9 protein-coding genes are annotated in these 13,676 nt (G+C 66.1%); 2 read left to right on the top strand and 7 right to left on the bottom strand.

The window, feature by feature from the left end; translation table 11 throughout:
- Positions 1 to 480 precede the first annotated feature (480 nt).
- Positions 481 to 2,100, bottom strand: a complete 1,620-nt coding sequence (locus tag CRO39_RS00855) for an alpha-glucosidase family protein (protein WP_097119988.1) — start codon at positions 2,098 to 2,100, stop codon at positions 481 to 483.
- Positions 2,101 to 2,448: 348 nt separating this feature from the next.
- Between CRO39_RS00855 and CRO39_RS00850 the strand changes: the two genes are divergently transcribed.
- Together CRO39_RS00850 and CRO39_RS00845 are read left to right on the top strand one after the other, a co-directional pair.
- On the top strand, positions 2,449 to 3,942 hold the full coding sequence (locus tag CRO39_RS00850; protein WP_097119987.1) for an MFS transporter: 1,494 nt from the start codon (positions 2,449 to 2,451) through the stop codon (positions 3,940 to 3,942).
- On the top strand, positions 3,942 to 5,612 hold the full coding sequence (locus tag CRO39_RS00845; protein WP_097119986.1) for an alpha-amylase family glycosyl hydrolase: 1,671 nt from the start codon (positions 3,942 to 3,944) through the stop codon (positions 5,610 to 5,612). Before CRO39_RS00850 ends, CRO39_RS00845 begins: the two co-directional genes overlap by 1 nt.
- 768 nt (positions 5,613 to 6,380) lie before the next feature.
- On the opposite strand, the gene CRO39_RS00840 is transcribed toward CRO39_RS00845, so the two are convergent.
- The 6 genes from CRO39_RS00840 to CRO39_RS00815 form a co-directional block, all read right to left on the bottom strand.
- On the bottom strand, positions 6,381 to 7,418 hold the full coding sequence (locus CRO39_RS00840; RefSeq protein WP_238394585.1) for a LacI family DNA-binding transcriptional regulator: 1,038 nt from the start codon (positions 7,416 to 7,418) through the stop codon (positions 6,381 to 6,383).
- An 81-nt stretch (positions 7,419 to 7,499) separates the two neighbouring features.
- Entirely contained in the window at positions 7,500 to 8,144 is a 645-nt protein-coding gene (locus tag CRO39_RS00835; protein WP_162125760.1) for a Tll0287-like domain-containing protein, read from the bottom strand.
- Entirely contained in the window at positions 8,141 to 8,617 is a 477-nt protein-coding gene (locus CRO39_RS00830; RefSeq protein WP_097119985.1) for an OsmC family protein, read from the bottom strand. Before CRO39_RS00830 ends, CRO39_RS00835 begins: the two co-directional genes overlap by 4 nt.
- A gap of 290 nt (positions 8,618 to 8,907) precedes the next feature.
- Positions 8,908 to 9,363, bottom strand: coding sequence for a thioredoxin TrxC (trxC, locus tag CRO39_RS00825; protein ID WP_097119984.1), 456 nt, complete (start codon positions 9,361 to 9,363; stop codon positions 8,908 to 8,910).
- Entirely contained in the window at positions 9,360 to 12,602 is a 3,243-nt protein-coding gene (locus CRO39_RS00820) for an efflux RND transporter permease subunit (RefSeq protein ID WP_097119983.1), read from the bottom strand. The genes trxC and CRO39_RS00820 overlap by 4 nt, the downstream gene beginning before the upstream one ends.
- Entirely contained in the window at positions 12,595 to 13,671 is a 1,077-nt protein-coding gene (locus CRO39_RS00815; protein ID WP_097119982.1) for an efflux RND transporter periplasmic adaptor subunit, read from the bottom strand. Before CRO39_RS00815 ends, CRO39_RS00820 begins: the two co-directional genes overlap by 8 nt.
- Between the last annotated feature and the right edge of the window lie 5 nt (positions 13,672 to 13,676).

Below are 13,676 nucleotides of genomic sequence, written 5' to 3'. Positions count from 1 at the left end.
GTGACACAGGGACGTTGCCGCGGGGCAATCGCCTGAATCTTGTACGCCGGAGCTGCTGCCCCAAAAACGTGCGGCAATGGTAGTCGCCGGTCGCGCTGCACAATTGCCACTGCATACGTATTCATGCGGGAAAAGAGGGTTTTTGGTAACTATCGCTGTCCATGCGCGGGGCTGCCGGCACGATGGTTCAGGCCACAGGCGGTGGCCGCGATGAACCGGCTGGATGGTCGCTGACGAAGGACCTGTTCACGATCTCCGGCTGCACGTCAGGGGCTACCTTGTGGGAGTCCTGCCGGCATGCCGGCACGGGTAAGTCGCGATGGAAGCATCACGTCGCGACTCACGTCGCTCCCACTAGAGTTCTGTTCGTGTTTTGTAGCACCGGGTTGGGATTCGGGGTGTGTTGTTCACGCTATCGGCGCGTGCATAAAGCTCTTCCGGTGGCCTTGCTCTCTCGAAAAAGAACGCGGGGATTGCCGCTCAGCCGTTCACGGCGGCGTAGAACAGGCCGCGCGCCGGCAGGTGCAATCGGTCGCCGTTCACCTGGCCCGACAACAGGCCGTGGCCGGCGATGGCGGTCAGCGACATTCCGTCGGGCAAGCTCCAGTCGATCGCCGACGGCGAAAGGTTGAACACGGCAAGCACACGCTGGCCTTGGGTTTCGCGCACGAATGCCAGCACCGGCTCGGGCGCGTCGATAAAATCGATGCTGCCGTGTTGCAACGCCGGCTGGGTTTTGCGCCAGCGCAGGAAGGCGCGGACCTGGTTGAGTACCGACCGCGGATCGGCTTCCTGATCGGCCACGTTGATGGTCTGGTGGGTCAGCGGAATCGGCAGCCACGGCTGGCCATCGCTGAAACCGGCTTTGTCCGTGCCATTCCATGGCATGGGCGTGCGACAACCGTCGCGGCCCTTGAAGTTGGGCCAGAACGCCTTGCCGTAGGGATCCTGCATGGCCTCGAACGGCACTTCGGCCTCCGGCAGTCCCAGTTCCTCGCCCTGGTACAGGCAGACCGAGCCGCGCAGCGAACACACCAGTGCCACCAGTTGCGCGGCCAGCGCCGGCGAACTGTCGCCGTTGCCCCAGCGGGTTACCGCGCGTTGCACGTCGTGATTGGACACCGCCCAGCACGGCCAGCCATCGGTCATTGCCGCTTCCAGCCGTTCGACCGTACCGCGGATGTACGCCGCGCTGAAATCGTCGGTCAGCAATTCGAAGCTGTAGCCCATGTGCAGGCGCCGGTCGCCGACGTATTCGGCGGTGGTTGCCAGCGAATCCTCCGAGGAGATTTCGCCCAGCGCCGCGGCATCCGGGTACTGGTCCATCAACCGGCGCAGGTCCTCCAGAAAACCGATGTTCTCCGGCTGCGTGTTGTTGTAGTAGTGGTACTGGAATGCGTAGGGATTGTCCGGACTGAAGCCGCGGCCAACGCGCTTTTCCTTGGGTTTTGGCGGATTGTCGCGCAACTGCTTGTCGTGGAAACAGAAGTTGATCGCGTCCAGGCGCAGGCCGTCCACGCCCTTGTCCAGCCAGAACTTCACGTTGTCCAGCGTGGCCTGGCGCACGTCCGGATTGTGGAAATTCAGATCCGGCTGCATGGCCAGGAAGTTGTGCAGGTAGTACTGCTGGCGGCGCGGTTCCCAACGCCAGGCCACGCCACCGAACAACGACATCCAGTTGTTGGGCGCGGTGCCGTCCTCCTTGGGGTCGGCCCACACGTACCAGTCGGCCTTGGGATTGTCGCGGCTCTCGCGGCTTTCCTTGAACCAGGCATGTTCCACCGAGCAGTGGCTCAGCACCTGGTCGATCATCACCTTGATGCCCAGCGAGTGCGCCTTGCCCAGCAGCCGGTCGAAATCCTCCAACGTCCCGAACAACGGGTCGACATCGCGGTAATCGGCGATGTCGTAGCCGAAATCGGCCATCGGCGACTTGAAGAACGGCGAGATCCAGATCGCATCCACGCCCAGGCTGGCAACGTAGTCCAGCCGATCGACGATGCCCGGCAGATCGCCGACGCCATCGCCATTGGTATCCAGGAAGCTGCGGGGGTAGATCTGGTAGATCACCGCGCCGCGCCACCAATTGTTGTTCGTCATTGCTTCCCGATCCTTGAATCGCGCGCCGACCTCGGTGCGCTCAGCGGGCGCAACTATTCCATGCCTCATCGTTGGGGGTGAGGGCCGTCCGCCAAGACAGCCGATGAATACGTATGCAAGCCGGACCGCCTTCGCGGCACCGGCAAGCCGCGCCGAATGCCGCTGCGCGTCAACCAGATCGCCGCAACGCCAACAACGGCAATAGTTTAGCGGCCGATTACGGCGCTGCGGCGAAGCATTTTCTGCACCGCCTCGGAAACCGCCGCTGTTTGCACTGCAACATGGAATTGGAAGCGGTTGCCTGCAAGATGCCGCATCCCACGTTAGCCTTCCGCCGGAATCCCGCCCATGACCGAAAAGCCGCGCCTGTCCTTCTGGCAGATATGGAACATGTGCTTCGGCTTTCTGGGCATACAGTTCGGCTTTGCGCTGCAGAACGCCAACGTCAGCCGGATCTTCCAGACCCTGGGCGCGGATATCGAAGACATCCCGATGCTGTGGGTGGCCGCACCGCTGACTGGCCTGATCGTGCAACCCATCGTCGGCTATTTTTCCGACCGCACCTGGACGCGGCTGGGCCGGCGCCGCCCGTACTTTCTGTATGGCGCATTGCTGGCGACGCTGGCGCTGTTCTTCATGCCAAACTCGCCGGCGCTGTGGATCGCTGCCGGCCTGTTGTGGGTGCTGGATGCGTCCATCAACATCTCGATGGAGCCGTTTCGCGCTTTCGTCGGCGACCAACTGGCACCCCGGCAGCGTCCGGCCGGCTATGCGATGCAGAGTTTCTTCATCGGCATCGGCTCGGTGGTCGCCAGTCTGCTGCCGTGGCTGCTGACCAGGCTGGGGGTGGCCAATGTGGCTGCCGATGGCGGCGTTCCCGATACGGTCAAGTGGGCGTTCTATGCCGGTGGCGCAATCCTGTTCCTGGCGGTGGCGTGGACGGTGCTGAGCACGCGCGAGTATTCGCCCGAGCAACTGGCCGGTTTCGACGATGCCGGCGTCGTCGACGAAAGCCACGCCAGCCTGGATGCAGGCAGGGCCCGGCGCGAAGGCGGCTTCGCGCTGCTGATCGGTGCGGCCGGCATCGCTGCAATCCTGGCGTTGAAACTGGACAAGCAGTTGTTCGTGCTTGCCGGCGGCATTGCCGCCTACGGCTTGATCCTGCTGGCGGTCAGCCTGAGCCGCACGCACAACATGTTCAGCACCATCGCCGCCGACCTGCATGCCATGCCCGCCACGATGCGCCAGTTGGCCGTGGTGCAGTTCTTTTCCTGGTTCGCCTTGTTCTCGATGTGGATCTACACCACGCCGGCAGTCACCCAGGTCCACTTCGGCGCCGCCGACACTTCATCGGCGGCCTACAACGAAGGCGCCAACTGGGTCGGCGTGCTGTTCGCCGCCTACAACGGATTCGCCGCGCTGGCCGCCATCGTGATTCCGCTGCTGGTGCGCATGCTGGGCCTGCGCGTGAGCCACCTGATCAACGTCTGCCTGGGCAGCGCGGGACTTCTGTCGTTCCTGTTCGTCCGCGATCCGCAGTGGCTGTTGCTGTCGATGGTCGGCGTCGGTTTCGCTTGGGCGTCCATCCTGTCGCTGCCTTACGCGCTGCTGTCGGACAGCCTGCCGGCGCAGAAGATGGGCATCTACATGGGCATCTTCAATTTCTTCATTGTGATTCCGCAGCTGGTGGCCGCCAGCATCCTGGGATTCCTGTTGAAGACCTTCGCCGGCGGGCAACCCATCTACGCATTGGCCATCGGCGGCGTCAGCCTGCTGATCTCCGGCCTGTGCGTGTTGCGGGTCCGCGAATCTCCGCTCCCATCCGCATCGCAGGCCGCCTGATGATCAAACCCTTCTCCGTACTTGCCGCCGCGCTGTGCGCCGCATCGGCGTTCGCCGCCGAACCGGCTGGCGAAGCGTTCTACGGCACCACCGAACCCTTCGCCAGCGAAGCGGTGTATTTCGTACTGACCGACCGCTTCGTCAATGGCGACCCGTCCAACGATCATCGCGACCAGGGCGGCGATTACCCGACCTTCGACCGGCGCATCCCTGGCCCGGATGGCGAAAGCGCCAACATCGGTTACCTGGGCGGGGATTTCAAAGGCGTTCTGGACAACGCCGGCTATATCCGCGGGATGGGTTTCAGCTCGGTGTGGATCACGCCCATCGTCGACAATCCGGACCAGCATTTCAGCGGCGGCAAGCCGGTCAGTTGGGGCAGCTTCTGGACCGACCAGGGCAAAACCGGCTATCACGGCTACTGGGGCATCAACTTCTACCGGCTGGACGAGCATCTGCCAAGCCCGGGGCTGGATTTTGCCGGGTTCACCCGTGCGATGGGCGAGCAGGATCTGAAGATCGTGCTGGATATCGTCGGCAACCATGGCTCGCCGGCCTATACGATGCCCAAGGACCAGCCCCAGTTCGGCAAGATCTATGACCGCGACGGCGCGCTGCTGGCCGACCACCAGAATCTGCATCCGGAAAAACTCGATCCGGCGAAGAACCGCCTGCACCGCTTCTACAACCGCAAGGTGGGCGTGGCCGAGCTGTCCGATTTTGCCGAGGACAATCCGGCAGTGCTGGACTACCTGGCCGGTGCCTACGAACAGTGGATAGACCAGGGCGCCCACGCGTTCCGCATCGACACCATCGGCTGGATGCCGCACAGCTTCTGGAAGCGATTTGCTGACCGCATCCGCGAAAAGCACCCGGATTTCTTCATGTTCGGCGAGAACTTCGACTACGACGCTGCCACCATCGCCGCCCATACCTGGAAACGCAACGGCAGCATCAGCGTGCTGGACTTCCCGCTGCGGGCCAAGCTGGTGGAAACGTTCGAAAAGCCTGACAGCGACTTTGCCGCGCTGGAGCAGGCGCTGTATCTGGAAGACGGCCCGTATGCCAATCCCTACGATCTGATGACCTTCTACGACAACCACGACATGCCGCGCATGAATGCCTCCGATGAAGGCTTCATCGACGCGCACAACTGGCTGTTCACCGCGCGCGGCATTCCGGTCATCTACTACGGCTCGGAAACCGGGTTCATGCGCGGCCGCGCCGAACACGCGGGCAACCGCAACTACTTCGGCCAGGAACGCATCGACGTCGCGCCGCAAAGCCCGATCTACCGGCCGCTGCAACGCATCGCCAGGCTGCGCCAGTCCTCCCCTGCCCTGCAACGCGGCCTGCAGCTCAATGTGCGGCTGAAGGGCGATGAAGCGGCGTTCTACCGCGTCTACCAGAAAGACGGCCAGTACCAGACCGCGCTGGTGCTGTTGAACAAGGGCGATTCGCCAGCGCGGATGGCGGTCAGCGACTACCTGCAAGCCGGCACTTGGCTCGACGCGTTCAGCGGCCGCAAGCTGCGCGTGCGCGGTGCGTTGCGTGCGGACGTGCCCGCCCACGGCGTGCGCGTGTTCTTTTTCGACAAGGCCCTGAGCCGCGAAGACACCCGCCAGCGCCTGGCCGAACTGATGGTGCGCAAGTCGCCGAAGTCCGATTGACGTAGGGCGGGCCTTGGCCCGCCTGTTGGGACCCGCATGGACTCATGCGGCACGCCAAGGCCCGAGGCATCCCCACAGATTCTTCTCTGCCCACTTTCGGGGAGCTCGGCTTCGGCGAGAGTCGCCGGCCGTCAGGCTGGGGGTGCTCCGCCCTCCTGACGGTATCGTGTCTTAAGAGCGTGTTATGGCCTTTGGGGTGAGTGCGAAGGCTGCTGTCGCGGTGACAGGCAAGGCGCACGCCGCCGGTCAGGCTGGTGGCCTGGCCAAGGCGTGCAACGCGGCATGGCGCCGCGACAGCGGCCTTCCCGAAGGGTTGCGTGCCAGCGCCGCCGCAGCCGCATTGCCCGGCTTGCCTTGGGCACCACCCAAGGACGGCGCCGGCCGCCTTGCTGCAACGGCGCTGGCGCGCAACGCATCTCATCCCAAAGGCCATAACACGCTCTCCGTCGGGCCGCGGGCTCGTTCCGCTTCGCGGCCGAACCGGCCCGGCGCAGCGCGCCGGGCGTTCACCAAGGCGCGCGGCAGTGCCGCGCAAACCGCCTTGGGGGACGACTGGCTTCGGAAAAAAGTGGGGATACCTCAGGCTCCGGCCCGCCCTACGCTTCTGTTGGCGCGCAAATCGCCTGACCCAAGGTGAGCCGATGCCCTTCCCTGCAGGAGTGGTGCCGGCATGCCGGCACCGGTGAGTCGCGATGAAGCTTTACCTGTCGTCTGTCGCGACTGACGTCGCTCCCACAGTCCACCATCCCACAATTCACCAAGCGGGATTCAAGCGGCGCGGGACGATCCGCGCAACGCCAGCTTGACCGGGATGGTCCGGCTTTCGACCGGTTCGCCGTTGATCAGCTTCAGCAGGCTTTCGACCAGGATGGTGCCGGCCAGCTTGGTGTCCTGCTGCACGGTGGACAGGCCAGGATTGACGAAGCTGGCCAGCGGGATGTCGTCGAAGCCCACCACCGCCACGTCCGCCGGCACCCGCAAGCCCTGCTCGTGCAGCGCCTTCAACGCGCCAATGGCGATCAGATCGCTGGCGGCGAAGATGGCGTCGAAGCCGACCTTTCGTTGCAGCAGTTCCATCGCCGCTTCGTAACCGGACTGCTCGGACGTGATGGCGTCCACCTGCAATGAGGGTTGCGCCGCCTGGCCGATGCCCTGCAACGCCGCCTCGTAGCCGCGATAGCGCTCGAAGAACTCCGGGTAGTGATTGGAGGCATCGCCAAGAAAGGCGATCTGCCGCCGGCCCTGTTCCAACAGGTGCACGGTGATGTCGCGCCCGCCCTGGTAGTTGTCGCAGCCTATCGACACCCCCGGCTGCCCCGGCAGCACCGCGCCCCAGCGGACGAAATGGGTGCCCTGCTGCACCAGCTGCTCCAGCCGCGACTGCGCCTGCAGGTAGTCGCCATAGCCCAGCAGGATCAACCCGTCGGCCTTGTTGCTGTCTTCGTAGTCGGCCTGCCAGTTGGTGGACAGTTGCTGGAATGAAATCAGCAGGTCATAGCTCTGCAACGCGCAGGCACGGGTGATGCTGCCCAGCATCGACAGGAAGAACGGATTGATCTGCGAATCGTCCGGGGTCGGGTCCTCGAAAAACAGCAGCGCAATGGTGCCCGAATGCTGCCGGCGCAGGTTGGAGGCGTTCTTGTCGACCTTGTAGTTCAGCTGCTCGGCGATGGCCTGGATGCGCTTGCGCGTTTCCTCGTTGACCATCGGACTGCCGCGCAGCGCGCGCGACACCGTGGGCTGGGAAACCCCAGCCAGGTGCGCGATGTCCAGCGAGGTGGCTTTGCCTTTGATGGGTGCGGTCACAGTGCGTCTACAACGGAACGTCCGGACTGCGATGATGCCACGCCGCTCCTGTCCAGGGCATGCACAGGACTGCCGTCGCGCTCACGGCGACGGCATGTCCACCGGTATCTCCACCCACAGCAACCCGCGCAGATCGCCTTCGGCAAAGCCGGTGGCCGCGTCCTGCGGGTAGTGCGCGGCAATGGCGGCGGCAATCGGTTCGGCCACCGTGCTTCCATGGCACAACAGGCACCCTGCCTCGGTGCGGATACCCCGCGCATAGTGCAGTTGGTCGCCCTGCAGCCGCTGATAGCGCAACCGCTCCGGCGCCTCGCCGGCCTGCACACGCACGGCGAATTCGTCCAGCGCCGCCTGTTGCCACGGCGAAGGCCGGTTGCCGGGATTGCGCCAGCGCAGCGACGTGCGTCCCACCGTCACGCCATGCTGCCGGCCCACTGCCGCGGTAATCGCCGGCGCCTGCGCCTGGCAGAAATCCACCGCCGCCACCGGCCCGCCCTCGGCCATCCTGGCCTGCAAGGCCAGGCGCAGCGCCTTGCCGAGATCGGTTGCCGCCGCCTCGGCGCGTTGTGCGGCAATCCGCTCCGCCTCCGTGTCGACAGCGATGGCGGGCGCATTGTTTTCGCCGCCGATGCCGGCAGCAGGCTTGCTGCAGCCGGCCAGGCCGCCTAGCGCAAACGCCGCGGCGAAAACGCCAGCTACGCCGGCACGTCGCGATGCGCGATTCACGCCGGCGCCTGCGGCTGGCTGCCGTGCAACTGGGTGCCGTCCTGATCCTGCACGCTGACGTTGACGGCGACCCCGGCACGCACGCTTTCGGTGACGATGCAGAAGTCCTCGAACTGTGCCAGCACCCGCGGCAGCTGCTGGTAATCCTGCGCCAGCCCTGGCAGCGTGATCGTCGCATCGACCGATTCCACCCGCAGCCGGCCGTGCTCGTTGCGCGCCATGTGCGCGGTGGCGCGCGTGACGATTTTCCCCGGCGTATTCTTGAACTTGCGCAGCGCAAACAACAGGCTGGCCGACAGGCAATTGGCCACCGCCGCTGTCAACAGGCGCGACGGATTGGGCCCGGCATCCCCGCCCAGCGGCGGCGACTCATCGGTGACCAGCGAAGGAATCGGCGTGTCGTCGAAAGAAATCCGGAAGACGTAGTCCGACTCCTGTTCCAGCGTGATGGAGAACTCCTGGGTGTCGCTCATCGATGGCTCCTTGTAACTGTGGGGAAATACCGGGTTCTTTCGAAGGCGACTTTGCAAGGCGTGAGTCGCCTTTGGCAAGCGCAAGGGTTCACCGCTTCGGGTGACGCTTTCCCGAACGCCGACAATCCGTGCAGAAGCCGGAGGCCATGGCGCTGCGGGACCATACGCGGCAGGGACGCCGCGTATGAGCCTACAAGGACGTATTTACGGCGTGTCCCGCAGCGCCATGGCCTTCGGCTTCCACGTAGACCTCACTCACCGGAAGAAAAACCATGCACCTGCACTCCGAATCAATGGACAGACGGTTGCTGCCCCACCCATTGCACGATGCCGGGCAGCGACATGGCGCCGGACTGGCGGGCGATTTCGCGGCCCCGGTGCAACAGCACCAGGGTGGGAATGCTGCGGATGCCGTAGCGCGCGCCCAATTCCGGTTGCGCCTGGGTGTCGACCTTGGCCAGATGCAGGCGCGGTTCCAGCACACTAGCGGCCTGCCGGTAGGCCGGCGCCATCATCCGGCACGGACCGCACCAGGGCGCCCAGAAGTCCACCAGCAACGGCAGTTCGCTGCGCACCGCGTGCGCGTCGAAGGTGGCCGCATCCAGCTCGAACGGTTCGCCTGCGAACAGCGGCCGCTTGCAACGCCCGCACGCCGGCGCCTCGGCCAACCGCGCCACCGGCACGCGGTTGAGCGAATGGCAATGCGGACAGGCCAGTTGCATCGATTCGGTATTGGCTGTGCTCATGAAGTCGCCTCGCCGGACTCCCGGCGCCGCTGCCAGGACAGCAGCGCGTAGTACAGCAACGGTATCACCACCAGGGTCAGCACCGTGGAAACCAGGATGCCGAAGATCAGCGAGATCGCCAGGCCGTTGAAGATCGGATCGTCCAGGATGAAGAATGCGCCGGCCATCGCCGCCAACGCGGTCAGCGCGATCGGCTGCGCACGCACGGCGCAGGCGTCGATGACCGCCTGCTCCAGGCTATGGCCGCGCGCGATCAGATGATTGATGAAATCCACCAGCAGAATCGAATTGCGCACGATGATCCCGGCCAGCGCGATCATGCCGATCATCGAGGTGGCGGTGAACTGCATGCCCAGCAGCGCGTGCCCCGGCATCACCCCGATTACCGTCAGCGGAATCGGCGCCATGATGATCAGCGGCACCGTGTAGCTGCGGAACTGCGCCACCACCAGCAGGTAGATCAGCACCATGCCGGCGGCATAGGCGATGCCCATGTCGCGGAAGGTTTCGTAGGTGATCTGCCACTCGCCGTCCCACTTGATCGCAAAGCCCGCGGTGTCGGCCGACTGCGCGATATAGGTCTGCTGCAGGCGCTGCCCGGCAATAGCGTTCGCCGATACCTGCGAAACGATGTCGAACATGCCGTACAGCGGGCTGTCCAGGTCCCCGGCTTCGTCGGCGGTGACGTACACCACCGGCAGCAGATCCTTGTGGTGGATCGCGCCATCCCAGGACTCGCGCCGCACGCTGACCAGCTCCGACAGCGGCACCAGCTGGCCCTGGCTTCCGCGCACGCGCAGATCCAGCACCTGCGCCAGCTGCGCCTGATCCACCGGCGACAGCCGCAACCGGATCGGATATGGATACTTGCTGGCCGCATCCATCAGGTAGCTGGCGTTCATGCCGCCGACCGCGGCGGCCAGCGCCTCGGCGATGCCGGCCTGCGACACACCCAGGCGCGCCGCACGCGCCCGGTCCACCACCAGCACTTCGCGCGGCGCATCGCTCTCGACCGTGGTGTCGATATCGACGATGCCGGCGGTGGCGGCGAAACGATCGCGCAATTCCAGCGCAATCTGGCGGCTGCGCGCATAGTCCGGCCCGTAGATCTCGGCCACGATAGGCGCCAGCACCGGCGGCCCCGGCGGCACCTCGACCACCTTGACCGACGCGCCATGGCGCTGTCCCAGCTGCGCCATCCGCGGGCGCAGGCTGCGCGCGATGTCATGGCTCTTGCGCGAACGGTCATGGCGGTCGACCAGATTGATCTGCAGATCGCCGACATTGGCGCCGCTGCGCAGGTAGTACTGGCGCACCAGCCCGTTGAAGTTGATGGGCGCCGAAGTACCTGCATAGGCCTGGTAGTTGGCCACTTCCGGCGTGTCGTCCAGCAGCGCGGCCAGATCCGCCAGCAGCGCGGCGGTGTCTTCCAGCGTGCGGCCTTCCGGCAGGTCCACCACCACCTGCAACTCGGACTTGTTGTCGAACGGCAGCATCTTCAGCACCACCAGCTGCAGCACCGCCAGGCTGGCCGCCAACAGCACCAGCCCCGCCATGCCGGCGAACAGCCACCGGCGCCGGCGCCCGCCGGACTGCGGGTGCAGGAACGGCGTCATGGTCTTTTCGAACAACCAATGCAATCGCCCGGCCATGCGGCTCTCGCTGTGGCCGCCGCCGCTGTGCAGGTGCCGCCCCAGCAGTTTCAGGGTCAGCCATGGCGTCACCACCAGCGCCACGCCCAACGACAACAGCATGCCAACCGAGGCGTTGATCGGAATCGGCCGCATGTACGGCCCCATCAACCCGCTGACGAACGCCATCGGCAGCAGGGCGGCGATCACGGTGAAGGTGGCCAGGATGGTCGGCCCGCCGACTTCGTCGACCGCCTCCGGGATCGCCTCGCGTAGAGTCTTGCCTCCCATCGCCATATGGCGATGGATGTTCTCGACCACCACGATGGCGTCGTCGACCAGGATGCCGATGGAGAAGATCAGCGCGAACAGCGACACCCGGTTGAGGGTGAAGCTCATCGCCCACGAGGCGAACAGCGTCATCGCCAGGGTCAGCACCACTGCGCTGCCGACCACCACCGCCTCGCGGCGGCCCAGCGCCAACAGCACCAGCAGCACCACCGACAAGGTGGCGAAGATCAGTTTCTTGATCAGCGTCTGCGCCTTGTCGGTGGCGGTCAGGCCGTAGTCGCGGGTGATCTCGACGTTGACGCCGTCGGGAATCGTCTGCCCGCGCAACCCCTGCAGCCGTTGCGCCACCGCGCCGGTGATATCGGCGGCATTGCTGCCGGGCTTCTTGGCGATGGCCAGCGTCACCGCCGGCGCGCTGCCGGCGGCCGGGCCGTCGCGGCCGGCGGGGGCGCCGTGCCAGACGTAGGCGATGGGCAGATCGGCGCCGGATTGGATGTCGGCGACATCGCGCAGGCGGATCGGCCGCCCGCTGGCGACGGTCAGCACCAGTTCGGCGATTTCTTCGCTGTCGGCCAGGAACCGGCCCGCGGTGAGCGGCACTGCGCCTTCGCCGGCGGTGCGCTCGCCGGCATGGCGGACCACGTTGGCCGCCTGCAGCGAAGCGACGACATCCTCCAGCGCCAGGCCGTGACTGGACAGCCGTGCCGGGTCCAGGGTGACGACCACGCCGCGATCCGGCGCGCCGACGGTATAGACATCGCGGGTGCCGGGCACGCGCTTGAGTTCGGTTTCCAGCGTATGCGCAACCTGCGCCAGTTCAAAGGCGCCCTGCTGCGGATCGTCGCTCCACAGCGTCAGCGTCATCACCGGCACATCGTCGATGCCCATCGGCTTGACCACCGGCTGGCCGACGCCGACGTCCTGCGGCATCCAGTCCTGGTTCGACCAGATCTGGTTGTACAGCCGCACCAGCGCCTCCTGCCGCGGCACGCCGACGGTGAATTCGGCGGTCGCCACCACCATGCCCGGACGGCTGATCGAATAGACATGCTTGATGCCCTCGATTTCCTGCAGCACCTGCTCCAGCGGGTAGCTGACCAGTTGCTCGACCTGGTGCGCATCGGCGCCGGGGAACGGCACGATGACATTGGCCATCGTCACGTCGATCTGCGGCTCTTCCTCGCGCGGGGTGATCAGCACCGCCACCAGGCCCAGCAACAGGCCCAGGATCGCGATGATCGGCGTCAACGGGTTCTGCTGGAAGGTGCGCGCGATGCGGCCGGAGAATCCCAGGCGTGGCGGCGATGCATCAGTCATGCCCGGCTCCCGCCTGGCGCTGCCGCGCCAGCGCCTGCAGCGCGGCCAGCGGATCGCTGGCGATGCGCTCGCCGGCCTTCAGCCCCGAAACCACTTCCACTTCATCGCCGAGCACCGCTCCCAGGCGGATCTGGCGCAGCCCCAGCCTGCCGTCCGCCAGTACATAGACGCCGGCGACTTCGCCGCGGCTGACCACCGCCGAGCGCGGGATGCGCGGCAACCCGCCGGCCTGGCCGATGGGAAACACCACCTTGGCGGTCGTGCCCGGCGCGACCGGCTGCTCCAGCGCCGGCAATTGCACCCGCACGGTCACGCTGTGGCTGGCCGGATCGGCGCTGGGAAAAACGATCACCTGCGCGGCCTCGACCTGGCGGCCATCGGGCAGCCGCACCGCGGCCGTCGGATCGCGCCGGATCAGTTCCGCGTCGGCCTGCGGCACCTGCACCTCGATGCGCAGCGCGCCCGGGGCGTACACCACCATCAGGCGCTGGCCGTTGACCACCGCCTCGCCCGGCTCGACTTCGCGCGCGGCCACGATGCCGGCATAAGGCGCGCGCACCACCGTATAGGCGGTCTGCTGCCCGGCATCGGACAGTTGCGCGCGCGCGGCATCGCGGGCGGCCACGGCGGCGTCGCGGGTGGCGCGGGCCTGGTCCAGTTGCAACCGCGATACGTACTGGCCTTCGGCCAGGGCTGCGTAGCGCCGGTAGCTGCTTTCGGCTTCGGCCGCCGCGGCTTCGGCCGCGCGCAGTTGCGAACGCGCGCTGTCCACGCCAGCCTGCTGCTCCACCGCGGTCAAGCGCAACAGCACCTCGCCGGCGGCGACGCGGTCGTTGACGTCATACCGCACCTCGGTGACCCGGCCGTTGGTCTGCGCGGACAGCGATGCCTGCTGCACCGCCTCGACCACACCGTCCCAACTACGGCCGGCGCCGTCCTGGCCGCTGCCGACCAGTTGCGTCCGCACGCCCTCCAGCGGCGCCGGCGCCGCCGGCGACGGCCCGTCGCCGCAGGCAGCCAGCAGCGCCGGCAATGCCAGCGGTACCCACCATCGTCGCAACGGGGCCATCGCCG

This window comes from Pseudoxanthomonas wuyuanensis (assembly GCF_900215535.1).
GTDB lineage: Bacteria > Pseudomonadota > Gammaproteobacteria > Xanthomonadales > Xanthomonadaceae > Pseudoxanthomonas_A > Pseudoxanthomonas_A wuyuanensis.
The sequence above is the reverse complement of the archived record's forward strand: the minus strand, read 5'-3'. Positions and strand labels throughout refer to the sequence as shown.